General features: G+C 64.0%; 15 protein-coding genes and 1 pseudogene. 7 read left to right on the forward strand and 9 right to left on the reverse strand.

All coding sequences use genetic code 11. From position 1 onward, the window contains the following. Positions 1-18: 18 nt before the first annotated feature. From B3P22_RS22720 to dld, 3 genes are all read left to right on the forward strand, one after another. Positions 19-1,710: an L-lactate permease gene (locus B3P22_RS22720; RefSeq protein ID WP_296272617.1), complete on the forward strand. Its 1,692-nt coding sequence runs from the start codon at positions 19-21 to the stop codon at positions 1,708-1,710. An 84-nt stretch (positions 1,711-1,794) separates the two neighbouring features. Continuing rightward, a complete protein-coding gene (gene lldD / locus B3P22_RS22725; RefSeq protein WP_296272618.1) occupies positions 1,795-2,934 on the forward strand; it encodes an FMN-dependent L-lactate dehydrogenase LldD in 1,140 nt (379 codons plus the stop codon). Positions 2,935-2,938: 4 nt separating this feature from the next. Continuing rightward, a complete protein-coding gene (gene dld, locus B3P22_RS22730; RefSeq protein WP_296272619.1) occupies positions 2,939-4,669 on the forward strand; it encodes a D-lactate dehydrogenase in 1,731 nt (576 codons plus the stop codon). Positions 4,670-4,831: 162 nt separating this feature from the next. Here the strand turns inward: dld and clpB are convergent, their stop codons facing one another. From clpB to B3P22_RS22750, 4 genes are all read right to left on the reverse strand, one after another. After that, the gene (gene clpB / locus B3P22_RS22735; RefSeq protein WP_296272620.1) at positions 4,832-7,396 is read right to left on the reverse strand and encodes an ATP-dependent chaperone ClpB; all 2,565 of its coding nucleotides are present in this window, start codon (positions 7,394-7,396) and stop codon (positions 4,832-4,834) included. A gap of 127 nt (positions 7,397-7,523) precedes the next feature. Beyond that, positions 7,524-8,261, reverse strand: coding sequence for a nitroreductase family protein (locus B3P22_RS22740; protein ID WP_296272621.1), 738 nt, complete (start codon positions 8,259-8,261; stop codon positions 7,524-7,526). A 132-nt stretch (positions 8,262-8,393) separates the two neighbouring features. Further along, entirely contained in the window at positions 8,394-8,879 is a 486-nt protein-coding gene (locus B3P22_RS22745) for a glutathione peroxidase (RefSeq protein ID WP_197855366.1), read from the reverse strand. A gap of 184 nt (positions 8,880-9,063) precedes the next feature. Beyond that, entirely contained in the window at positions 9,064-9,549 is a 486-nt protein-coding gene (locus B3P22_RS22750) for an FKBP-type peptidyl-prolyl cis-trans isomerase (RefSeq protein WP_197855367.1), read from the reverse strand. Between the two features lie 11 nt (positions 9,550-9,560). Between B3P22_RS22750 and B3P22_RS22755 the strand changes: the two genes are divergently transcribed. From B3P22_RS22755 to B3P22_RS22770, 4 genes are all read left to right on the forward strand, one after another. Then, positions 9,561-9,845, forward strand: coding sequence for a DUF3565 domain-containing protein (locus B3P22_RS22755; RefSeq protein WP_275546678.1), 285 nt, complete (start codon positions 9,561-9,563; stop codon positions 9,843-9,845). After that, positions 9,846-11,030 carry an acetate kinase gene (locus B3P22_RS22760; protein ID WP_296272622.1) on the forward strand — a complete coding sequence of 395 codons (1,185 nt, stop codon included), beginning with the start codon at positions 9,846-9,848 and terminating at the stop codon, positions 11,028-11,030. A gap of 9 nt (positions 11,031-11,039) precedes the next feature. Next, positions 11,040-13,133 (forward strand): phosphate acetyltransferase, encoded by a 2,094-nt coding sequence (pta, locus tag B3P22_RS22765; RefSeq protein WP_275546680.1) that lies wholly within the window; start codon positions 11,040-11,042, stop codon positions 13,131-13,133. Between the two features lie 287 nt (positions 13,134-13,420). Next, the gene (locus B3P22_RS22770) at positions 13,421-14,317 is read left to right on the forward strand and encodes an acyltransferase (RefSeq protein ID WP_275546681.1); all 897 of its coding nucleotides are present in this window, start codon (positions 13,421-13,423) and stop codon (positions 14,315-14,317) included. Between the two features lie 15 nt (positions 14,318-14,332). Here B3P22_RS22770 and B3P22_RS22775 read toward each other — a convergent pair. From B3P22_RS22775 to B3P22_RS22795, 5 genes and pseudogenes are all read right to left on the reverse strand, one after another. Further along, a pseudogene (locus B3P22_RS22775) lies at positions 14,333-16,482 on the reverse strand (putative bifunctional diguanylate cyclase/phosphodiesterase). A gap of 45 nt (positions 16,483-16,527) precedes the next feature. Continuing rightward, positions 16,528-20,241, reverse strand: coding sequence for a response regulator (locus B3P22_RS22780; RefSeq protein WP_275546682.1), 3,714 nt, complete (start codon positions 20,239-20,241; stop codon positions 16,528-16,530). A gap of 242 nt (positions 20,242-20,483) precedes the next feature. After that, positions 20,484-21,140, reverse strand: coding sequence for an OmpA family protein (locus tag B3P22_RS22785; protein WP_197855374.1), 657 nt, complete (start codon positions 21,138-21,140; stop codon positions 20,484-20,486). 142 nt (positions 21,141-21,282) lie between these two features. Further along, a complete protein-coding gene (locus tag B3P22_RS22790) occupies positions 21,283-21,951 on the reverse strand; it encodes an OmpA family protein (RefSeq protein ID WP_296272623.1) in 669 nt (222 codons plus the stop codon). Positions 21,952-22,015: 64 nt separating this feature from the next. Next, positions 22,016-22,600 carry an MBL fold metallo-hydrolase gene (locus tag B3P22_RS22795; RefSeq protein WP_349681641.1) on the reverse strand — a complete coding sequence of 195 codons (585 nt, stop codon included), beginning with the start codon at positions 22,598-22,600 and terminating at the stop codon, positions 22,016-22,018. Positions 22,601-22,626 lie beyond the last annotated feature (26 nt).

Genomic DNA, 22,626 nt, shown 5'->3' on the forward strand with positions numbered 1-22,626 from the left:
CGTGTGGAGTAAGTCCCAATGTCCAACGGAATTCTTGCCCTGCTGGCGTTTTCGCCGATCCTGCTTGCAGCCATCCTGCTGATCGGCCTGCGCTGGCCGGCCAAACACGCCATGCCGCTGGTCTATCTGCTGACTGCCGCAGTCGGCCTCTTCGCCTGGGACATGACCCTCAACCGCGTTCTCGCCTCCACGCTGCAAGGCCTGCTGATCACCCTTGGCCTGCTGTGGATCATCTTCGGCGCGATCCTGCTGCTCAACACCCTCAAGCACTCCGGCGGCATCACCGCGATTCGTGCAGGGTTCACCACCATCAGCCCTGACCGCCGCATCCAGGCCATCATCATCGCCTGGCTGTTCGGCTGCTTCATCGAGGGCGCCTCGGGCTTCGGCACACCGGCCGCCATCGCCGCCCCGCTGCTGGTCGCCATCGGCTTCCCGGCCATGGCCGCGGTGCTGATGGGCATGCTGGTGCAGAGCACGCCGGTCTCCTTCGGCGCGGTCGGCACGCCGATCATCGTCGGCCTCAACACCGGCCTGGACACCGCCACCATCGGTGCCCAGCTGGTCGAACAGGGCTCGTCCTGGGCGCAGTTCCTGCAGCTGATCACCAGTGAAGTGGCGATCATCCACGCCACTGTCGGGGTGATCATGCCGACCATCATGGCGATGATGCTGACCCGTTTCTTCGGCCAGGAGAAAAGCTGGAAAGCCGGTCTGGCAGTGCTGCCGTTCGCCATCTTCGCCGGCATCGCCTTCGTCGTGCCGTACGTCTTTACCGGCGTGTTCCTCGGCCCGGAATTCCCCTCGCTGCTGGGCGGCCTGATCGGCCTGGCGATCGTCATCAGCGCTGCACGTTTCGGTTTCCTGGTGCCGAAGAAGACCTGGGACTTCGCCCCGGCCGACAAATGGCCGAGCGAATGGCTGGGCACCGTCGAAATGAAACTGGACGAATTGACCGCCAAGCCGATGAGCGCACTACGCGCCTGGCTGCCCTACGTACTGGTCGGCGCCCTGCTGGTGGTCAGCCGCGTGTTCCCGGAAGTGGGTAACGCCCTGAAGGCAGTGGTGGTGAACTTCCCCGACCTGCTCGGCGAGGCCGGCGTCAGCGCCAACTTCCAACCGCTCTATCTGCCCGGCGGCATTCTGGTCGCTGTGGTCCTGGCCACTTTCTTCCTGCATGGCATGAAGGCGCGCGATCTGGGCAAGGCGGTGAAGGAATCCTCCAGCGTACTGCTCAGTGCTGGTTTCGTGCTGCTGTTCACCGTGCCGATGGTACGTATCCTGATCAACTCCGGGGTCAACAGCGCTGAGCTGGCCAGCATGCCGATCCTCATGGCCCGCTGGGTGGCCGACAGCGTTGGCGGCATCTACCCGCTGCTGGCGCCGAGTATCGGCGCACTGGGTGCCTTCATCGCCGGCTCCAACACCGTCAGCAACATGATGTTCAGCCAGTTCCAGTTCGGCGTCGCCAGCAGCTTGGGCATCTCCAGCGCGCTGATCGTCGCGGTCCAGGCCGTGGGCGCTGCAGCCGGCAACATGGTGGCGATCCACAACGTGGTCGCGGCTTCGGCCACCGTTGGCCTGCTCGGTCGCGAAGGCAGTACCCTGCGCAAGACCATCTGGCCGACGCTGTACTACGTACTGTTCACCGGCATCATCGCGATGATCGCGATCTACGTGCTGGGTGTCAGCGACCCGCTGGTGCACTGACCCGCATCGCTCGAAAGCGCCCCGGCCAAGCCGGGGCTCTTGCCGTCAGGCTACGCTTCCCCTTTTCAGCAACAGGATGAGCCCATGATCATTTCTGCCTCCACCGACTATCGCGCTGCGGCTCAACGCAAGCTGCCACCCTTCCTGTTCCACTACGCCGATGGCGGCGCCTATGCCGAGCACACCCTGCGCCGCAACGTCGCCGACCTGTCGGACATAGAACTGCGTCAGCGCGTGCTGAAGAACATGTCCGAACTGGACCTGTCCACCGAGCTGTTCGGCGAGAAGATGTCGGTGCCGGTCGGCCTGGCGCCGGTCGGCCTGACCGGGATGTTCGCCCGCCGTGGCGAGGTGCAGGCAGCCAAGGCGGCAGCGGCCAAGGGTATTCCCTTTACCTTGTCCACCGTATCGGTGTGCCCGATCGAGGAAGTGGCGCCGGCCATCGACCGGCCGATGTGGTTCCAGCTCTATGTGCTGAAAGATCGCGGCTTCATGAAGAACGCCTTGGAGCGAGCCAAGGCTGCCGGCTGCTCGACCCTGGTGTTTACCGTGGACATGCCCGTACCCGGCGCCCGTTACCGCGACGCCCATTCCGGCATGAGCGGCCCGAACGCGGCGCTGCGCCGCATGCTGCAGGCCATGACTCACCCTCAGTGGGCCTGGGACGTCGGCCTGCTGGGCAGACCGCATGACCTGGGCAACATCTCCGCCTACCGCGGCAACCCGACCGGCCTGGCCGACTACATCGGCTGGCTGGGCGCCAACTTCGACCCGTCGATTTCCTGGAAGGACCTGGAATGGATCCGTGATTTCTGGGACGGCCCGATGGTGATCAAGGGCATCCTCGACCCCGAAGATGCCCGCGATGCTGTGACCTTCGGCGCCGACGGCATCATCGTGTCCAACCATGGCGGTCGTCAGCTCGATGGTGTGCTGTCCAGCGCCCGCGCCTTGCCGGCCATCGCCGACGCGGTCAAGGGCGACCTGAAGATTCTCGCCGACTCCGGCATCCGCACCGGTCTGGACGTGGTGCGCATGATTGCCCTCGGCGCCGACACCGTGCTGCTTGGCCGCGCCTTCCTCTACGCATTGGCCGCTGCCGGTGGCGCCGGCGTGAGCAACCTGCTCGACCTGATCGAGAAGGAAATGCGCGTGGCCATGGTGCTCACCGGTGCCAAGTCCATCGCCGAGATCACCTCGGATTTGCTGGTAAAGGAGCGCTGATCCCATGACTGCCGCCGCCACCACCTCCGTCGCCCGTGACGCCCTGCTGGGGCAGATGCGCCAGATCGTCGGCGCCAGCCACGTGCTGACCGACGAGCAATCGACACGGCGCTTTCGCAAGGGCCATCGAACCGGTGAGGGCAATGTGCTGGCGGTAGTGCGCCCCGGCTCGCTGCTGGAGCAGTGGCGTATCCTGCAGGCGGCGGTGGCGGCCGATCGCATCGTCATCATGCAGGCGGCCAACACCGGCCTGACCGGTGGCTCGACCCCCGATGGCGAGGACTACGACCGCGAGATCGTGCTGATCAGCACCCTGCGCATCACTGGCGTGCAACTGATCAACGATGGCCAGCAGGTGGTCTGTCTGCCCGGCGCCACCCTGGATCGCCTGGAGCAGGCGCTGGCGCCACTGAACCGCGAACCGCATTCGGTGATCGGCTCGTCCTGCATCGGCGCCTCGGTACTCGGTGGCATCTGCAACAACTCCGGCGGTGCCCTGGTGCGCCGCGGCCCGGCCTATACCGAACTGGCGCTGTACGCGCAGGTGAAGGATGACGGCTCGCTGGAGCTGGTCAACCACCTGGGGATCGAACTGGGCGACACCCCGGAGGAAATCCTCAGCCGCCTGCAGAGCGGCGACTACACACCGCAGCAGGTGCGCAACGAGACAACCGCCAAGGCCTCCGATGCGCGCTACGGCGAGCACGTACGCGATGTCGACGCCGACACTCCGGCGCGCTTCAATGCCGACCCGTCTCGTCTGTTCGAGGCTTCCGGCTCGGCCGGCAAGCTGTGCCTGTTCGCCGTGCGCCTGGACACCTTCCCGAAGGAGCCGAGCACGGTGTTCTACATCGGCAGCAACGACCCGCACGACCTCACCGAAGTGCGCCGTCACCTGCTGGCCAAACTGCCGCGTCTGCCGATTGCCGGGGAATACATCCACCGCACCGCCTTCGACATTGGCGAGAAGTACGGCAAGGATACCTTCCTGGTGATCGACAAATTCGGCACCGCCAAGGTGCCGGCCGCCTTCGCCATGAAGAGCCGGGTCGACGGCTTCTTCGAGCGCTTCGGTCTGCGCGGAGTGACCGACAAGGTGATCCAGACGCTGATGAACCTGCTGCCCAGCCACTTGCCGGCGCGCATGCGCGAGTACCGTGACCGCTTCGAGCATCACCTACTGGTGCGGGTGTCCAACGACACCCTGGAGCAGACCCGCGCCTTCCTCACCGAATACTTCACCGGCAGCACCAGCGGCGCCTACTTCGAGTGCGACGCCAACGAAGGGCGCAAGGCCTTCCTGCATCGTTTCGCCATCGCCGGTGCTGCAATCCGCTACCGCGAGGCGCACCGCAGCAGCGTCGAGGACATCCTCGCCCTGGACATTGCCCTACGCCGCAACGACCGCGACTGGGTCGAGACGCTGCCGCAGGAGATGGAAGAGCAGATCATCCACAAGCTCTACTACGGGCACTTCTTCTGCCATGTGTTCCATCAGGACTACATCGTCAGAAAGGGCATCGACCCGATCGAGATGGAGCACCGCATGTGGAAACTACTGGACGCACGCCGCGCCGAGTATCCGGCCGAGCACAACGTCGGCCATCTGTACGTGGCCAAGCCGGCGCTGGCGGGTTTCTACCGCGATTTGGACCCGACCAACACCTTCAACCCCGGCATCGGTCATACCTCGAAGAAGAAGCATTGGGGTGGGTGTTGCGGGCAGGAGCATTGAGCTGGGATGGCGGCGGATGTAAGCGCTCACAGCTGTAGGAGCGAATTTATTCGCGATCGCGGTAATCCCCATCGCGGATAAATCCGCTCCTACACGAAATCGTGCAACCTGAAACACAAAGGCCCGCCAATTTGGCGGGCCTTGCGTTTACGCGGCAAGCGATCAGGCGAAGACGATCTCCTCGCCGTCCACCTTGGCCTTGACCTGCGCGCCGGGCGCGAAGTCGCCAGCCAGGATGCGCTGCGCCAGCGGGTTTTCGATCCAGCGCTGGATCGCGCGCTTGAGCGGACGCGCACCATACACCGGGTCGTAACCAACGGCGATCAGCTTGTCGAGCGCCTCCGGCGTCAGCTCCAGACTCAGCTCGCGCTCGGCCAGACGGCCACGCAGGCGCTGCAGTTGAATCTCGGCGATACCGGCGATCTGCTCGCGGCCCAGCGGCTCGAACACCACCACCTCGTCGATACGGTTGATGAACTCGGGACGGAAGTGGCTGCTCACCGCATCCATCACCGCCGCGCGCTGCGCTTCCCTGTCGCCGACCAGCTCCTGAATCTGCGCCGAGCCGAGGTTGGAAGTCATCACGATCACGGTGTTCTTGAAGTCCACGGTGCGGCCATGGCTATCGGTCAGGCGGCCATCTTCAAGCACCTGCAGCAGCACGTTGAACACGTCGGGGTGAGCCTTCTCCACCTCGTCCATCAGCACCACCGAGTACGGCTTGCGACGCACCGCTTCGGTCAGATAACCGCCCTCTTCATAGCCTACGTAGCCGGGCGGCGCACCGATCAGACGGGCGACGCTGTGCTTTTCCATGAACTCGGACATGTCGATGCGTACCAGCGCCTCTTCGGTGTCGAAGAGAAACTCGGCCAGCGCCTTGCACAGCTCGGTCTTGCCCACCCCGGTCGGGCCGAGGAAGAGGAACGAGCCACTCGGCCGATTCGGATCGGCCAATCCTGCACGGGAACGACGCACGGCGTTAGCCACGGCCACCACCGCTTCGTCCTGGCCGATCACTCGCTGGTGCAGCAGGCCTTCCATCTTCAGCAGCTTCTCACGCTCGCCTTCGAGCATCTTGCTCACCGGGATGCCGGTCCACTTGGACACCACCTCGGCGATCTCCTCGTCGGTGACCTTGTTGCGCAGCAGCTGGTTCTCGCTCTTGCCGTGCTGGTCGACCATCTGCAGGCTGCGCTCCAGGTCCGGAATGATGCCGTACTGCAGCTCGGCCATGCGATTGAGGTCGCCCTTGCGCCGCGCGGCCTCGAGCTCGGTCTTGGCCTGCTCGATCTTCTGCTGGATCTGCGCCGAGCCTTGCACCTCGGCTTTCTCCGACTTCCAGATTTCATCCAGGTCGGCGTATTCCTTCTCCAGACGGACGATGTCTTCCTTGAGTTTTTCCAGGCGTTTGAGCGCTGCGTCATCGTCTTCCTTCTTCAGCGCCTCGCGCTCGATCTTCAGCTGGATCAGGCGACGATCCAGGCGATCAAGCTCCTCGGGCTTGGAGTCGATTTCCATGCGGATACGGCTGGCGGCCTCGTCGATCAGGTCGATGGCCTTGTCCGGCAGCTGGCGGTCGGTGATGTAGCGATGGCTGAGCTTGGCCGCGGCGATGATCGCGCCGTCGGTGATGGTCACGCCATGGTGCACCTCGTAGCGCTCCTTGAGGCCACGGAGGATGGCAATGGTGTCTTCCTCGCTCGGCTCGTCCACCAGCACTTTCTGGAAGCGGCGCTCCAGCGCGGCGTCCTTCTCGATGAACTGGCGGTACTCGTCCAGCGTGGTAGCGCCGACACAGTGCAGCTCGCCACGTGCCAGGGCCGGCTTGAGCATGTTGCCGGCATCCATCGCGCCCTCGGCCTTGCCGGCGCCAACCATGGTGTGCAGCTCGTCGATGAACAGGATGACGCGCCCTTCCTGCTTGCTCAGCTCATTGAGCACGGCTTTCAGGCGCTCCTCGAACTCGCCGCGGAACTTGGCACCGGCGATCAGCGAACCCATGTCCAGCGACAGCAGGCGCTTGTCTTTCAGACCATCGGGTACTTCGCCGTTGATGATGCGCTGGGCCAGGCCCTCGGCGATGGCGGTCTTGCCCACGCCGGGCTCACCGATCAGCACCGGGTTGTTCTTGGTACGGCGCTGCAGTACCTGGATGGTGCGGCGAATCTCGTCGTCACGGCCGATCACCGGGTCGAGCTTGCCGTCCTCGGCGCGCTTGGTCAGGTCGACGGTGTACTTGTCCAGCGCCTGGCGCGACTCCTCGACATTGGGGTCGTTGACGGCCTGGCCGCCGCGCAGGTTGGCGATGGCATTTTCCAGCGCCTTCTTCGACACGCCCTGGCCGAGCAGCAGCTTGCCCAGTTTGGTGTTCTCGTCCATGGCGGCGAGCAGCACCAGCTCGCTGGAAATGAACTGGTCGCCTTTCTGCTGCGCCAGGCGGTCGGCCTGGTTGAGCAGGCGCGCCAGGTCCTGCGACAGGTTGATGTCGCCGGTGGGGTTCTGCAGTTTGCCGAGCTGATCCAGCTCGCGGGTCAGGCCCTGGCGCAGGCTGTTGATGTCGAAGCCCACCTGCATCAGCAGCGGCTTGATCGAACCGCCCTGCTGCTCGAGCAGCGCCTGCATCAGGTGCAGCGGCTCGATGGCGGCGTGGTCCATGCCCACGGCCACCGACTGGGCGTCGGAAAGTGCAAGTTGCAACTTGCTGGTCAAACGGTCGATACGCATATGTCCTTCCTCCAGAATGGCGGGCCGGGACTACATCCCCGAAAACCGATACCCGCCGAGATGAAGACTAGATAAGGACGATTACGCCGTATTCAAGACGAGGCCATTTGATCCAGGTCAAACCTGCTTATAGCCAGGTGACCTGCTGCTCCAGCGGAAAACGCAGGCGAGGGTTGTACACACCCTTCTCGCCCTGGCGCCCGACGGCCAGGAGCATGATCGGAATGGCCTGGCGCGGAATGTCCAGCACGCGGCGCAAACGCACTTCATCGAAACCTTCCATCGGACAGGTGGCATAGCCATGGCTCTGGAAAGCGAGCATCAGATTTTCGGCAGCCAGCGCAGTGGACTTCACCGCCCACAGGCGCATATCGGCCTTGCTGTTGGGCTTGCGCATCAGCGGCTTGCGCAGCCCCACCAGGCGCACCAGCTGTCGTTTGAACAGCCCCAGCAGGCCCAACGGCCCCTGGTTGTACTGGAACGGCGCGGTCTTGCTGTAGAAGCTGCGAATGCGCGCCGGCACTTGCGCTTCGGGCCAGTAGTCGATGACGTTGCGACAGGCCTGACGCCAGGTATCCGGGCGCGCCAGCACGGCAATGATCAGGGGCGCACGGGCGGCGTTCTGGCTCATGCACACCGGGTGCAACTGCGCCAGCAGCCCCGCATCGCGAATCACCTGAAAGCTCCAGGGCTGCAGGTTGCAGGAGTTCGGCGCCAGCACGGCCAGTTCCAGGCAATCGCGAATCACCGAGTCCGGCACCAGTTCGGGGGTGAAGCGGCGTACCGCGCGGCGGCTTTCGATCAACGCACGCAGTTCGGCCGGTGAAGCCATGGCGGGCGTTTGCTCATGGGGAAAGCTGGTCATGGGCGCACTCCTGGGCAGTCGCCCGATTAAGCAACCGGGCGGCTCTGCGAACAAGAGTACGGGAGGAAACGGCCGTGGATTTGGCCGATTAGCCTCACCTGCGCCTCGGATCGAGAACGCAGGAGCCAGGACCTAAAGGCCGAGTGCCTTTTCGATGGCCTGGACCAGCGCCGGATCGTCCGGCGTGGTGCGCGGCGAGAAACGCGCCAGCACGCGGCCGTCCTGGCCGACCAGGAACTTCTCGAAGTTCCAGGTGATTTCGCCGGGAAACTCCGCGCCCTCGCCCGCCAGCAGGCGATACAGCGGGTGGCGACCGGGGCCGTTGACCTCCAGCTTGCTACCCAGTGGGAAGGTCACACCATAGTTGAGGCTGCAGAACGAACGGATCTCGTCCTCGCTGCCCGGCTCCTGACCGGCGAACTGATTGCAAGGCACGCCGAGCACGGTGAAGCCGTTGCCCTTGTATTGTTGATAGAGCTTTTCCAGCCCGGCGTACTGAGGCGTCAAACCGCACTTGGAGGCGACATTGACCACCAGCACCACCTGGCCCTTGTAGGGCGCCAACGGCAGTTCCTGGCCATCCAGCGCACGCAGATTGAGATCGTGAAAGGCACTCATGACGAACTTCCTCAGCGAATTCAGTGCAGCGGGCGCAATGCCCGGTAATCCTAGAGGCGGCTCGATCAGGCAAGCCGCCATGCGTGAAAAAGGCGCCCTGAGGCGCCTTAATCACAAACTTGAGCTTAGCAGCGGTTGACCCGGTAGGTACGACCGCAAGTCGCCTGATCGGCAACTCGCCCTGTCAGTGGTGGTGACCACCTTCGCCGTGGATGTGACCGTGAGCCACTTCCTCTTCGCTGGCGTCACGCACGCTGACGACCTTCACCTTGAAGTTCAGGCGCTGGCCAGCCAGCGGGTGGTTGCCGTCGACGGTCACGTCGTCGCCGTCGATATCACGAATGGTGACGATCTGCATGCTGCCGTCCGGGCCGGAAGCGTGGAACTGCATACCCACTTCCAAGGTGTCGACGCCTTCGAACATGGCGCGGCTCAGGGTAGCGACCAGCTCGGCGCTGTATTCACCGTAGGCTTCTTCCGGCTCGACGGAGACTTCGACGTCGTCACCGGCCTTCTTGCCGGCCAGGGCCTTTTCCAGGCCGGCGATGATGTTGCCGGCACCATGCAGATAAACCAGCGGCGCGCCGCCAGCGGAGCTGTCGATCACCTCACCGGCATCGTTGGTCAGGGTATAGTCGATGGAGACGGCCTTGTTGGCGGCGATCAGCATGGGGAGACCTTTTGCGAAAGAGAAATGAACGACCAAGTCTAACCAAGGCCAGCCGGGATTGCGACCCGAGCCCGGACAAACGGGTCGTGCGAATCCTTGATTTTCGTCAGGACGAGCACGGCGACTGGGTGGCAGTCTTATCTTGTGGCCATACTCAGCATGTGCGTCACCGACCGCCCTGGCAGAATCGGCCCTGGGTACTCGATCCCGGACAGCGCCAGGCCAGGCAGGGTAGTTTCTTCCCCTGCGGCTGGTGCGCCCTGGATCGGTCGCACGATGACTTCAAGGAAGCTTAAATGTCTGCACGCAACATTCTGGTGATCAACTGCGGCAGTTCGTCGATCAAGTTCGCCCTGGTCAACGAAGCGCAGGAAACCTTCATGCTCAGCGGCCTAGCCGAACGCCTGGGCAGCCCCGAGGCGGTGCTGCACTGGCAACAGGGCGAACACAAGGACAGCCTGGTGCTACCAGGCGCCGACCATCGCCTGGCCCTGTCTCACCTGCTGCCTATCGTGCAGCAGGCGACCGCCGGCGAGCTGCACGGCATTGGCCATCGCGTGGTTCATGGCGGCGAACATTTCTCCGGTGCCACGCGCCTGGATGCCGCCAGCCTGCAGGCGATCCGACGTATCGCGCCACTGGCGCCGCTGCACAACCCGGCCAACCTACAGGGCATCGAAGCGGCGATAAAGCTGTTCCCCGACCTGGTGCAGGTGGCCGTATTCGACACCGCCTTCCACCAGAGCCTGCCCGAGCACGCCTACCGCTACGCCGTGCCGCAGGCGCTCTACGCCGAACACGGCGTGCGTCGCTACGGTTTCCACGGTACCAGTCATCGCTACGTCAGCTGCCAGGCCGCACAAATGAGCGGCCTGGCATTCGACGCCAGCAGCTGGCTGGTCGCACATCTGGGCAATGGCAGCTCCACCTGCGCCGTGGAGAACGGCCACAGCCGCGACACCAGCATGGGCCTGACACCGCTGGAAGGCCTGGTGATGGGCACGCGCAGCGGCGATGTCGACCCCAACCTGCACAGCCATCTGTCGCGCGCCTGGCGCTGGAGCCTGGAGCAGATCGACAGCATGCTCAACAAGGACAGCGGCTTGCTCGGCCTGTCCGGCCTGTCCAACGACATGCGTACCCTGGAGCAGGCGCGCGATCAGGGACACATCGGCGCCAGCCTGGCTATCGAGGTGTTCTGCTACCGCCTGGCCAAATCACTGGCCTCGATGAGCTGCGCACTGCGTCGCCTCGACGGGCTGATCTTCACCGGCGGTATCGGCGAGAACTCGGCGCTGATTCGCAGCAAGACGCTCGACCACCTGAGCCTGCTCGGCCTGAAACTCGATGCCGAGGCCAACGCCCGTTGCGTGCGTGGCGTCGCAGGTGCGATCCACGCAGAGGGTCATACCCGCGTGTTGGTGGTGCCGACCAACGAAGAGCGGCAGATCGCCCTCGATACCCTTGCCCTGCTCGACTGAGGTTTATTCATGCATACCTTCTTCATCGCCCCCACCGGTTTCGGTGTCGGTCTTACCTCCATCAGCCTGGGGCTGGTCGGCGCACTGGAGCGCAGCGGCCTCAAGGTCGGTTTCTTCAAGCCCATCGCCCAGCCGCATGCGGGCGACCTCGGCCCGGAGCGCTCCAGCGAACTGGTCGCGCGCACCCATGGTCTGAACTCGCCCAAGCCGCTGCCGCTCAGCCATGTCGAGCGCATGCTCGGCGACGGCCAGCTGGATGAATTGCTGGAAGAGATCATCAGCCTCTACCAGCAGGCTGCCGTCGACAAGGACGTGGTCATCGTCGAAGGCATGGTGCCGACGCGCCACGCCAGCTACGCCGCACGGGTCAACTTCCACCTGGCCAAGAGCCTGGACGCCGACGTGATCCTGGTCAGCGCACCGGAAGACGAAAGCCTCACCGAACTGTCCGACCGCATCGAAATCCAGGCGCAACTGTTTGGCGGCCCGAAGGACCCGAAGGTGCTCGGCGTGATCCTCAACAAGGTGCGTAGCGAGGATGGCATCGAAGCCTTCGCCGAACGCCTGGAAGGGTTTTCGCCACTGATCAAGACCGAGAACTTCCGCCTGCTGGGCTGCATTCCCTGGCAGGAAGAACTGAACGCGCCGCGCACCAAGGACATCGCCGAGCTGCTCGGCGCACGCATCCTCAACGCCGGTGACTACGAGCAACGGCGCATGATGAAGATCGTGCTCTGCGCCCGCGCCGTGGCCAACAGCGTGCAGTTGCTCAAGCCCGGCACCCTGGTGGTGACGCCGGGTGATCGCGACGACATCATCCTCTCCGCCAGCCTGGCGGCGATGAATGGCGTGCCCTTGGCCGGCCTGCTGCTGTGCAGCGATTTCGCCCCGGATCCACGCATCATGGAATTATGTCAGGGCGCTCTGGCCAGCGGCCTGCCGGTGATGACGGTGAGCACCGGCTCCTATGACACGGCCACCAACCTCAATCGCCTGAACAAGGAAATCCCGCTGGATGACCGCGAGCGTGCGAGCAAGGTCTCCGACTTCGTCGCCAGCCATATCGACCACGACTGGCTGGCCAACCGCTGCGGCACGCCGCGCGAGCTGCGCCTGTCGCCGCCGGCCTTCCGTTATCAACTGGTGCAACGAGCCAAGGCCGCGGCCAAGCGCATCGTTCTGCCCGAAGGCAGCGAACCACGTACCGTGCAGGCAGCCGCCATCTGTCAGGCCCGCGGCATCGCCCGCTGCGTGCTGTTGGCCAAGCCGGAAGACGTGCATGCAGTCGCCCGGGCACAGGGTATCGAGCTGCCGGAAGGCCTGGAGATTCTCGACCCGGACCTGATTCGCGGTCGCTACGTCGAGCCGATGGTCGAGCTGCGCAAGGGCAAGGGCCTCAATGCGCCGATGGCCGAAGCGCAGCTGGAAGACACCGTGGTGCTCGGCACCATGATGCTGGCGCTGGATGAAGTGGACGGCCTGGTTTCCGGCGCCATCCATACCACGGCCAACACCATTCGCCCGGCGCTGCAGCTGATCAAGACTGCCCCCGGCTACAACCTGGTGTCCTCGGTGTTCTTCATGCTGCTGCCGGACCAGGTGCTGGTCTATGGCGATTGCGCCGTGAACCCGGACCCGAATGCCGAGCAACTGGCCGAGATCGCCCTGCAGAGCGCCAACTCGGCACTGGCCTTCGGCATCCCGCCGCGCGTGGCCATGCTCAGCTACTCCACCGGCGACTCCGGTAGTGGCGAGGAAGTGGAAAAGGTACGCGCCGCTACCCGACTAGCCCGCGAGAAGCGCCCGGATCTCCTGCTCGACGGCCCGCTGCAATACGACGCCGCCGCCATCGAAAGCGTCGGCCGGCAGAAGGCGCCGAACAGCCCGGTGGCCGGCCGCGCCACGGTGTTCGTGTTCCCTGACCTGAATACCGGCAACACTACCTACAAAGCCGTACAGCGTAGCGCCGACTGCATCAGTGTCGGCCCGATGCTGCAGGGCCTGCGCAAACCGGTGAACGATCTGTCGCGCGGCGCCCTGGTCGACGATATCGTCTACACCATCGCCCTCACCGCGATCCAGGCAGCCGACTTGCCGAGCTGAGATCAAGCGGCCAGCAGAAGGGATGCAATCGGTCCGCAGGCAACCTGGGAGCGCTGGGCCAGCCTTCCCCGGGATTGCCTCCGGGCTGAGGTTTGGGCTTTTGCGACTACCGGAACCAGATGGTCAACACTGGCACTTGCAGGTCAGTGCACAAGCGTTAACCTTGGCGCCGAACCAGCTCGCGGCACGGAACGCCGCAGCTCTTTCGACCGATACGGGGCACAGAGAAAGCCCCATTCTCAGGCTGCCCGCCGGGCGTGCAGCCTGCCTACGGAGGCGTTCGCCCGATGCTGCACTTTCTTCCCGCGCCACTGCGCGGCCTGATCGCGAGCCTGCTACTGGCCCTGAACACGCTGTTCTGGTGCTGGCCGCTGTTCTTCGTCGCCCTGCTCAAGTTGCTGCTGCCCTTCGCACCCGCCCAGCGTGCGTTGCGCTTCATCATGCATGGCATCGCGGAAAGCTGGATCGACGTGAACAAGTTTTGGATGCGCCTAGTCGGCCATATCGACTGGAACGTCCAGGGCCTGGAACGCTTCGATACACGCCATTCCTACCTGGTGACCAGCAATCACCAGAGCTGGGTGGACATCCTGGTGCTGCAGTACCAGCTCAACCGACGCATGCCGCTGCTGAAGTTCTTCCTCAAGCAGGAGCTGATCTGGGTACCGGTGATCGGCCTGTGCTGGTGGGCACTGGAGTTTCCCTTCATGAAGCGCTTCAGCAAGGAGTACCTGGCCAAGTACCCGGAAAAGCGCGGCCAGGACCTGGCCACCACGCGCCGTGCCTGCGCGCGTTACAAGAGCAACCCGGTGGCGGTATTCAACTTTCTCGAAGGCACGCGACTGACCCCGGCCAAGCATGCGCAGCAGCAGTCACCGTTCCAGCACCTGCTGAAACCCAAAGCTGGCGGCATCGCCTTCGTGCTCGATGCGATGGGCGAGCAACTGCACGCCATCGTCAACGTCACCATCCACTACCCGCATGGCGTGCCGGGCTTCTGGGACCTGCTCTGCGGCCGTCTGGATGCCGTGCAGGTGAACTTCAAGCAGGTCGACATTCCCCGCGAATTCATCGGTCGCAACTACGATCAGGACAGCGACTACCGTCTGGCCTTCCAGCAGTGGGTCAACCGCCTGTGGGAAGAGAAGGACGCCGAGCTCGCCAGCCTGCACCGACAAGCCTGAAGCGCCAGCGGCGCTTCATTCATCGCCGCGCGGCAGGGGCAGCCTGCTCCAATCCAGCTGGGCCGGCACCTGCAACGCGCTGCTGGCCGGCACGCCCGGCGCCACCAGAAAGCCCTGCATGATGGTGCAGTGATGCCGCGTCAGCCATTCGCGCTGCTCCTGGGTTTCGACGCCTTCGGCGATGACCTCCAGCCCCAGGTGCCGGCCCAGATCGATGATGGTGCTGACCACCGCGGCATCACGCGGTGAATCGAGCATGTTGGAGATGAACAGGCGGTCGATCTTCAGCGTATCCAGCTCGAAATGACGCAGGTACGCCAGTGACGAATAGCCGGTGCCAAAGTCGTCGATGGCGATCTTCACCCCCAGCTCGCGCAGATGACGCAACTGCGCCTGGGTCAGCTCCAGATCCTGCATCAATGCGCTCTCGGTGACCTCCACCTCCAGCTGGCTGGGCTTGAGGCCGTGGGCATCGAGCACCCGCTGCAGGTCGGTGACCAGTTGCGGCATGCCGAACTGCACCGGGCTGACGTTGAGACTGAGCACCATGTCCTCGCCGAACTGCTGCTTGAAGTCCGCCAGTTGCCTGGCGCCTTCGCGGAAGATCCAGTCGCCGACACGGTTGATCAGTCGGGTTTCCTCGAGCAGCGGAATGAACACGTTCGGCGCAACGGTGCCGGCGACGCGGTGCTGCCAGCGCAGCAGGGCCTCGAACCCTCGCAGGCGGCCGGTTTCCAGCTGGAACTGCGGTTGGTACACCAGCACGAAATCATCGTTCTCGATGGCGTGGCGCAGGCTCTCCTCGAGCATCAGCCGCGACCGCGCGCGGCCGTTCATCTCCGGGAAAAGAAACGGTACTGCTGGCGACCGGCGCGCTTGGCCTCATACATCGCCATGTCGGCGGAGCGCAGCAGGCCCTCGACGCTCTGACCGCACTCGGGAAAACAGGCGATGCCGACGCTGGCGCCCAGGGTGAAGTCCACGCCATCAAGGGTGTGGCGCACCGAGACCAGCTCGATCAGCTTCTCCGCGACCTTGGCCGCGTCCTCGGGATGGCCGAGGTTGTCCAGCAGCGCGGTGAACTCGTCACCGCCGATACGCGCCAGGCTGTCATACGGGCGCAGACAGGCCTTGAGCTGCTCACCGACACGACGCAGCAACTGGTCGCCGACATCGTGGCCGAGCGAATCGTTGATGCGCTTGAATCCGTCCAGATCGAGATACAGCACCGCGACCCGCTGGCCGCTGCGCTCGATACGCGCCAGCGCCGACTCCAGCGCCTGATGAAAACCTCGACGATTGAGCAGGCCAGTCAGCGAATCGGTCACCGCTTGCGACTCCAGCTGCGCATGCAGGTTGCGCACCACTGACATGTCCAGGGCGATCAGTACCATGGCGCGCTGTTGCCGGGGTAACGGCGAGCACGACAGCGCCACCGGCAGGCAACCGCCCTTGAACGTACGCATCATCGCTTCGTGCACGCGGTAAGTCGCATCGCGCTTGAAGTGCCGGTAGAACTCTGACTGCAGCCAGCCACCTTCGCTGGCCGGATTCTTCAGGAACGACAGCAGATCGACGCCTTCCAGGTCGCCCACCTCGCCATCGAGCATCTGCGCCATGGCCGGGTTGGCGAACTGGATGCGGCCGTCCTCACCCACCACCAGAATGCCCTCGGCGGCATTGTCCAGCACCGAGGCATTGAAGGCTCGAGCTCGTTCCAGCTGCTGCGACAGTGTCTGCAACTCGCAGCGATTGTGCTCGTGCTCCAGCAGGCTGTGGATCTTGTGCCGCAGCACACTGGGATCGAAGGGTTTGAGGACGAAATCCACCGCGCCAGAGCTGTAACCGCGCAGTACCGCGTCATGAGTCTGGGCGATGGCGGAAACGAAGATGATCGGCGTCAGCCGCGTACGCGGGTTGCCGCGCATCAGCCGGGCGACTTCGAAGCCGTCCATGCCCGGCATCTGCACGTCGAGCAGCACCAGCCCGACATCCTCTTCGAGCAGGCAGCGCAGCGCTTCCTCGCCGGAACTGGCGCAGCGCAGTTGCCACTCACCATCCTCGAGCAGCGCCTGCATGGCCTCGAGGTTTTCCATACGGTCATCGACCACCAGCAGAACCTGCTTGGCGGGTACGGCGGCGTTCTTGCTCTGCGCCTGGGCCATCGTCACTCCCCTATCCATCTGCCCTTGCACGACTCACTCCCACCATCAGGTTAGTCCATCGTCGGAGGAAGGTAGGGTTGGCATCCCCAGCCAACGCTCCAGCAGCGCCAGCAGCTCATCGCGCTTGATCGGCTTGGCCATGTAATCGTCCGCCCCGGCGGTGATGCACTTCTCCCGGTCGCCTTTCATGGCATGGGCCGTGAGCGCGATGATCGGGATCACGCAGCCATGCTCCTGCTTGAGCAGGCGCGTGGCTGTATAACCATCCATGTTGGGCATGGCCATGTCCATCAGGATCAGATCAAAGGGGTCGCGTTGGTAGCTGGCGATGGCCTCGATGCCATCCTTGGCGGAACTGACGCGCAACCCCACTTCATCCAGCAGCGCCGTCAGCGCATAGACGTTACGCACATCGTCATCCACCAGCAGGATGCGTTTGCCCTGCAGCAGGCTCGGCGCATTGGCCGGTTGCGGCGCACGCACGTCACCAAGGAAGCCCTGCACCGCCTGACACAGCGCGCCGGTGTCATCGCCATGCTTGCGCACCACCACCGCGCTGTAGCGGCGCAGGCGCTGCAGCGTCTGCTGGGTGACGTCCACCCCCGTGTTGATCACCACACGCATGCCCTGCAGCGGCCGCAACTGGTTCAGGCTCTCGAGCAGGGCGAAGCCGTCCTGATCCGGCAGGTCCAGGTCCACTACCAGCGCAAAGAACGGCCCCTGCGCATAGGCCGCGCGCGCCTGCTCGCCGTCGGCGCAGGCGGTGACCTGAAAGCCCAGTTCAGTGAGTTGCTCGCGGTAGTGCTCGCGCTCCACCTCGACATCTTCCACCAGCAGCAACGCCTGCCCCTGCTGGGCGCCATGCTGCAGGTCGATGAACACCTGCTCCAGCTCGTCGCGGCCGATAGGCTTGACCAGGTAGCGCGTACCGTCATCGTTCCAGCCAGCCGGCTGCGGGACGCAGGAGATGATATGCACCGGCGTGTGGCGGTGGGTCGGCTGTGCACGCAGACGACGGAAAAGCTGCCAGCCACTGAGATCGGGGAGCAGGATGTCGAGGATCACCGCGTTGAACGACTCCTGCTGCAACAGCCCGAGGGCCTGCAGCCCCGTGCGGCAGTGCACGCTCGAGAAGCCGTGAGTGTGGGCCTCTTCGGCGATCACGGCGGCGAAATTGACGTCGTCCTCGATGATCAGCAGCGGCGGTCCGTCGCCGGCGCGCTGCGGCCCCTCGACCGGCGCCTCGATACTGAGCGAACCGGCCTGAACCGGTAGACGAACCGTGAAGACGGCGCCCTGACCGGGTGCACTCTGCAGGCTGATGTCGCCATCCAGCGCCAGTACCAGTTGACGGGTGATGGCCAACCCCAAGCCGGTCCCGCCGAAACGCCGACTGATGGAGCCGTCGATCTGCTGGAAGGCCTGGAATACCTGTTCATGCTGAGCCGGATCGATGCCAATGCCGGTGTCACGCACACTGAAGCAGAGCAGCTCGCGCTCGTCCTCCTGACGGCCCTGGCTACTGACACTGAGCGTGACTTCGCCCTGATCGGTGAACTTCAGCGCATTGGACAGCAGGTTGCGCAATATCTGATGCAGGCGCACGCGATCGGTGTGGATAACCCGAGGTACGCCGGCCTCCAGCTCGGTGTGCAACCGCAGCCCCTTGAGCTCGGCCATCGGCCGCAGACTGGCATCCAGCTCCACCAGCACGTCCTGCATGTTGATCGGCTCGAGTTTGAGCTGCATGCGCCCGGACTCGACCTTGGCCAGGTCGAGCACATCGTTGATCAACTGCAATAGATCGCTGCCGGCGCGGTGCACGATATCGGCGTGCTTGGTCTGCTTCTCGGTGAGATTGCCGGCCAGGTTCTGCCGCAGCTGATCGCTGAGGATCAGGATGCTGTTGAGCGGCGTGCGCAGCTCGTGGGACATATTGGCGAGAAACTCGGATTTATAGCGGTTGGCCAACAACAGTTGCTCGGCCTGCTCACGCAGTTTCTGCTCGGCCGCCTTGCGCTCGCTGATGTCGATGATCACCGCCTGAACCAGATTTTCATCGCCGCTGCGAATCGGCGACAGGCCGACTTCCAGAGGGATCATCCGACCTTCGCGGTGCAGCCCGAACAGTTCGCGATTACCTCCCATGCGGCGCTGCTCGGGCATGGCCTGGTAACCACGACGCATCGCCACATGGCCGCCGCGCTGTGCGGCCGGCAAGAGCAGTTCCACCGGTTCGCCAAGCAGCATCTGGCGCTCGTAGCCGAACAACAGCTCGGTCTGCCGATTGACCATGGCGATGCGCCCCAGACCGTCGACCAGCACAATGGCGTTGGGCGAGGCCTCGACCACCAGACGGAAGCGTTCTTCGGCCACCTTGCGGGCGCGCAGATCCACCAGATTGATAAGGTAGCTACTGCCCTCGTGCAGTGGATTGAGGCTGATGCTGACCGGAATGGACTCGCCACGTAACGTGCGCACGATGCGCTCGTCGCCCTCGGCCAGCTGCTCATGCAGGTCTCTCGGTGATTCGATATTGGGTAGCACCCGCAGTATGGTTTCACCCGGCAACGCATTGAGCGGGCAATCGAACAGCTCGGCGGCACTGCGGTTGGCCATTTCGATACGACCCTTGTCGTCGCACAGCAGAGTCGCCACCGGCAGGCGCTCGACCAGCAGGCGAAAACGTTCTTCACGCTCCCGCAGCTTGACCGCGGTTTTCTCGCTGAGGTGCAGCTTGCGCTCACGCTGGTAGAGATAGCCGCCGACCAGGAGCGCCAGCAGCACGGTCGCAGCGAAGCCGGCCCACAATCCCAGGGTCCCCGTTCGATCGATCAGATTGCGCTCGTACTCGACCGTGCCGATCACATCCAGGCTCCAGACCCGGCCATATAGCGGCAGTTCCAGGTGATCGCGAAACTTCGGTTGCCAGCCGTTGGGCTGGCTTTCACCAGCGAGCAGATCCGTATCCGGCGCTCGCAGGTCCGTCAGGACGATATCGAAAAGCCGGGTCTGGGAGCCGAGAATGCCCTCCATCAGGTCATGGCTGCGAAAGGCGCCATGCACCACTCCCAGCAAGGCCTCACGACGTTGCTCCGCCGTATTGAGGGGCACACCCGGACGGAAGACCGGGAGGAACAGGAGCACGCCCTGCTGCACGTTGACATCGATCTCCTGACGGAGCACCACAGGTCCGCTCAGGCTCGCCTCGCCACTCTCGATGCTGCGCTCGATGGCGTCCAGGCGAGTCGGCTCGCTGAGCATGTCGAACCCCAGCACGCGCCGGTTTCGCCAATCCAGGGGGCTCACGTAATCGATCGGCAGGTAGTGTTCGCGCTCTTGCGCCGGGAACATCTGATAGTCGAGCCGCCCGTCGGCCAGCACCTCGGCGCGAAAATCAGGTAATTGTTCAGCCGTCAGGTAACGCGACCAGGCTACGGCCTGAATACCAGGGTAGCGGTCCTGCAACTGCAGCTGGTCCAGCGCACGCTGCCATTCCACGGGCGACACGCGGTCGCTGCCGGTCATCAGCCCGGACACGCCACGCAGCGCCATTTCATAGGCCTGCATCCGCGCCACGACCCGCTGGCCGATATCCTGCGCTTCGAGCTGAAAGCGCTGCTGGCTCTCCTCCCGCTCCCGCTCCTGCAAGACGCTCCATTGCCAGAAGATCAGGCCCCCCAGCCCGAACAACAGACTCAAGGCAACCAGTAGCGGTATCCAGGGCCTTGGCGGCCGCTCGACAGCTCTGTCGTCCATTCGCTCTCCCTCGGTCATCCAGAACCAACGCGCACAGGTCATCCGTGCGTGGGCTGCACTGAACCTTAGCAGGCATTCTAGTCAGGTTTGGAATGGATGGCCTTTGGCCAGAAGAGACTCGACGGGCGGTCCGGAATATTGGCGCAAACGCCTTCTTTCATGCTGTGTGGCGACGCAGCAGAAGCTAACGGCGGATATGAAAAAGCCTCCCGTCGGGAGGCCTCGAGCGAGACTGAGCGGCGTTACAGCGGACGCAGGTTGATCTCGACGCGACGGTTCTGCGCACGGCCTGCGTCACTGGCGTTGCTGGCGATCGGCTGGCTCGGACCGGCGCCGTATGCGGAGATACGCTGGCCGGGCACACCGTTGCCGGTCAGGTAGTTGGCCACGCTCTGCGCGCGACGTTGCGACAGGCTCTGGTTCAGCTCCTGCGAACCAGTGCTGTCGGTGTGGCCGACGATGTTCACGCCGTTCTTGTCGAACTCCTTGAACACCAGCACCAGCGAATTGAGAGTCGGGTAGAAGCTGCTGGAGATATCTGCCGAGTTGCTGGCGAAGGTGATGTTGCCCGGCATGATCAGTTTCAGATCATCGCCATTGCGTTGCACCTGCACGCCCGTGCCCTGCAGGGTCTGACGCAGCTTGGCTTCCTGGGTATCGACGTAATAGCCATAACCACCGCCGGCAGCGCCACCGACGGCCGCACCGATCAGTGCACCTTTGGTGCGGTCCTTCTTGCTCGACGTGGCAGCGCCGATCACCGCTCCGGTCGCAGCGCCGATACCGCCATAGATGCCGGCTTTGCCAGCCTGGCTTTCGCCGGTATACGGATTGGTGGTGCAGCCAGCCAGCATGGCCATGAGCGCAGTGGCTGCGATCAGATTACGTCTGGTCTTCATAACGTTTCCTTAGGATTTCTTGGTATCGGGCAGACATGCCACAGCCTTCGAACCGCTAGGGCGCGGCGAAGTTCCGCCCAAGCTTATCAGCCTGAGCGGGTAAGGACTGCGATCTAGAGCAGGTCGGAGCGATACGCGCAGGTCACTGCACGCCGGGCAACGGCCGCAGTGTGACCTCGACACGACGGTTCTGCGCGCGACCATCTGCCGTGGCATTGCTCGCCACCGGTTGATCCGGCCCCATGCCGCGGGTGCTCAGGCGACTGGGGTCGACACCCTGCGCCAGCAGGTAATCGGCCACGCTCTGTGCGCGGCGTTGCGACAGCGCCATGTTGTGGCTGTGCGAACCGGTGCTGTCGGTATGACCGACCACCTCGATGCTGTTCTGGTTGTACTGGCGGAAGGAGTTGGCCAGGTTGTTCAACGGCTGGTAGAAGCTGCTGGCGATTTGCGCCGAGTCGGTGGCAAAGGTGATGTTGCCGGGCATGATCAGCTGGATCACGTCGCCCTGGCGCTGCACTTCGACGCCCGTGCCCTGCATGCTGCGACGCAGCTCTTCTTCCTGCTTGTCGGCGTAGTAGCCATAGCCCGCCGCGGCGGCACCGGCCACCGCCGCGCCGATCAGCGCGCCCTTGCCGCGGTTGTCATGATTGATCAGGGCGCCGGCAGCCGCACCGGCCAACGCACCGATCCCGCCATAGGTGGCGGTGCGATTGGAGCTCGGCGCACTCTGGTCATAAGGATTCTGCGAGGCGCAACCAGTAAGAAGTAACGCAGACGAGCAAAGGGCAATCAGGGAAAGGCGGAACATGAAGGCATCTCCATGAACGGTGGATGATGGCCATTTGAGTCAGCGTACCGCCATTAGTGCCCTGTCACGCGCGAATAAAGGGGTTCTCGCGCATCTCCTCGCCCAGGCGAGTGTCCGGGCCGTGGCCGGTAACCACGGTGGCCTCCTCGTCGAGGCTGTACAGACGCTGCTTGATCGAACGCTCGATGGTGGCGTAGTCGCCACCCCACAGATCGGTACGGCCGATACCGCGACGGAATAGGGTATCGCCGGCGATCAGCAGCTTGGCGTCGGCGAACCAGAAACTCATCGAGCCCGGCGTATGCCCGGGCGTATGCAGGGCCACGCCGCAGCCGCAGGCCAGCTCCTCGTCATCGGCCAGCCAGCGATCCGGTGCCGGCACCGGCGTATAGGGCACACCGAACATGTTGCACTGCATCTCCAGGTTGTCCCAGAGGAACTGATCATCCTTGTGCAGATGCAGCGTGGCGCCGGTCTTCTCCTTCATCTGCCCGGACGCGAGAAAATGATCGAGATGGGCATGCGTGTGAATGATGCTCACCACCTTCAGACCATGGGCCTCGAGCCGCGCCATGATCAGATCGGGATTACCGCCCGGATCGACCACGATGGCTTTCTTCGTGATCGGGTCACCGATGATAATCCGCATGTAGCAGCGTTGACACCAATATCCGC

Origin of the sequence: Pseudomonas sp. UBA6323 (assembly GCF_002439135.1) — a bacterium.
GTDB lineage: Bacteria > Pseudomonadota > Gammaproteobacteria > Pseudomonadales > Pseudomonadaceae > Aquipseudomonas.

Excerpts from the sequence above, each read along its gene's own strand:
- B3P22_RS22740 (WP_296272621.1), bottom strand. The coding sequence starts at position 8,261 with ATGACCAGCTTTCCCCATGAGCAAACGCCCGCCATGGCTTCACCGGCC.
- lldD (WP_296272618.1), top strand. The coding sequence starts at position 1,795 with ATGATCATTTCTGCCTCCACCGACTATCGCGCTGCGGCTCAACGCAAG.
- dld (WP_296272619.1), top strand. The coding sequence starts at position 2,939 with ATGACTGCCGCCGCCACCACCTCCGTCGCCCGTGACGCCCTGCTGGGG.
- B3P22_RS22720 (WP_296272617.1), top strand. The coding sequence starts at position 19 with ATGTCCAACGGAATTCTTGCCCTGCTGGCGTTTTCGCCGATCCTGCTT.
- B3P22_RS22785 (WP_197855374.1), bottom strand. The coding sequence starts at position 21,140 with ATGAAGACCAGACGTAATCTGATCGCAGCCACTGCGCTCATGGCCATG.
- pta (WP_275546680.1), top strand. The coding sequence starts at position 11,040 with ATGCATACCTTCTTCATCGCCCCCACCGGTTTCGGTGTCGGTCTTACC.
- B3P22_RS22750 (WP_197855367.1), bottom strand. The coding sequence starts at position 9,549 with ATGCTGATCGCCGCCAACAAGGCCGTCTCCATCGACTATACCCTGACC.
- B3P22_RS22790 (WP_296272623.1), bottom strand. The coding sequence starts at position 21,951 with ATGTTCCGCCTTTCCCTGATTGCCCTTTGCTCGTCTGCGTTACTTCTT.
- B3P22_RS22760 (WP_296272622.1), top strand. The coding sequence starts at position 9,846 with ATGTCTGCACGCAACATTCTGGTGATCAACTGCGGCAGTTCGTCGATC.
- B3P22_RS22745 (WP_197855366.1), bottom strand. The coding sequence starts at position 8,879 with ATGAGTGCCTTTCACGATCTCAATCTGCGTGCGCTGGATGGCCAGGAA.
- clpB (WP_296272620.1), bottom strand. The coding sequence starts at position 7,396 with ATGCGTATCGACCGTTTGACCAGCAAGTTGCAACTTGCACTTTCCGAC.
- B3P22_RS22795 (WP_349681641.1), bottom strand. The coding sequence starts at position 22,600 with ATGCGGATTATCATCGGTGACCCGATCACGAAGAAAGCCATCGTGGTC.
- B3P22_RS22770 (WP_275546681.1), top strand. The coding sequence starts at position 13,421 with ATGCTGCACTTTCTTCCCGCGCCACTGCGCGGCCTGATCGCGAGCCTG.
- B3P22_RS22780 (WP_275546682.1), bottom strand. The coding sequence starts at position 20,241 with ATGGACGACAGAGCTGTCGAGCGGCCGCCAAGGCCCTGGATACCGCTA.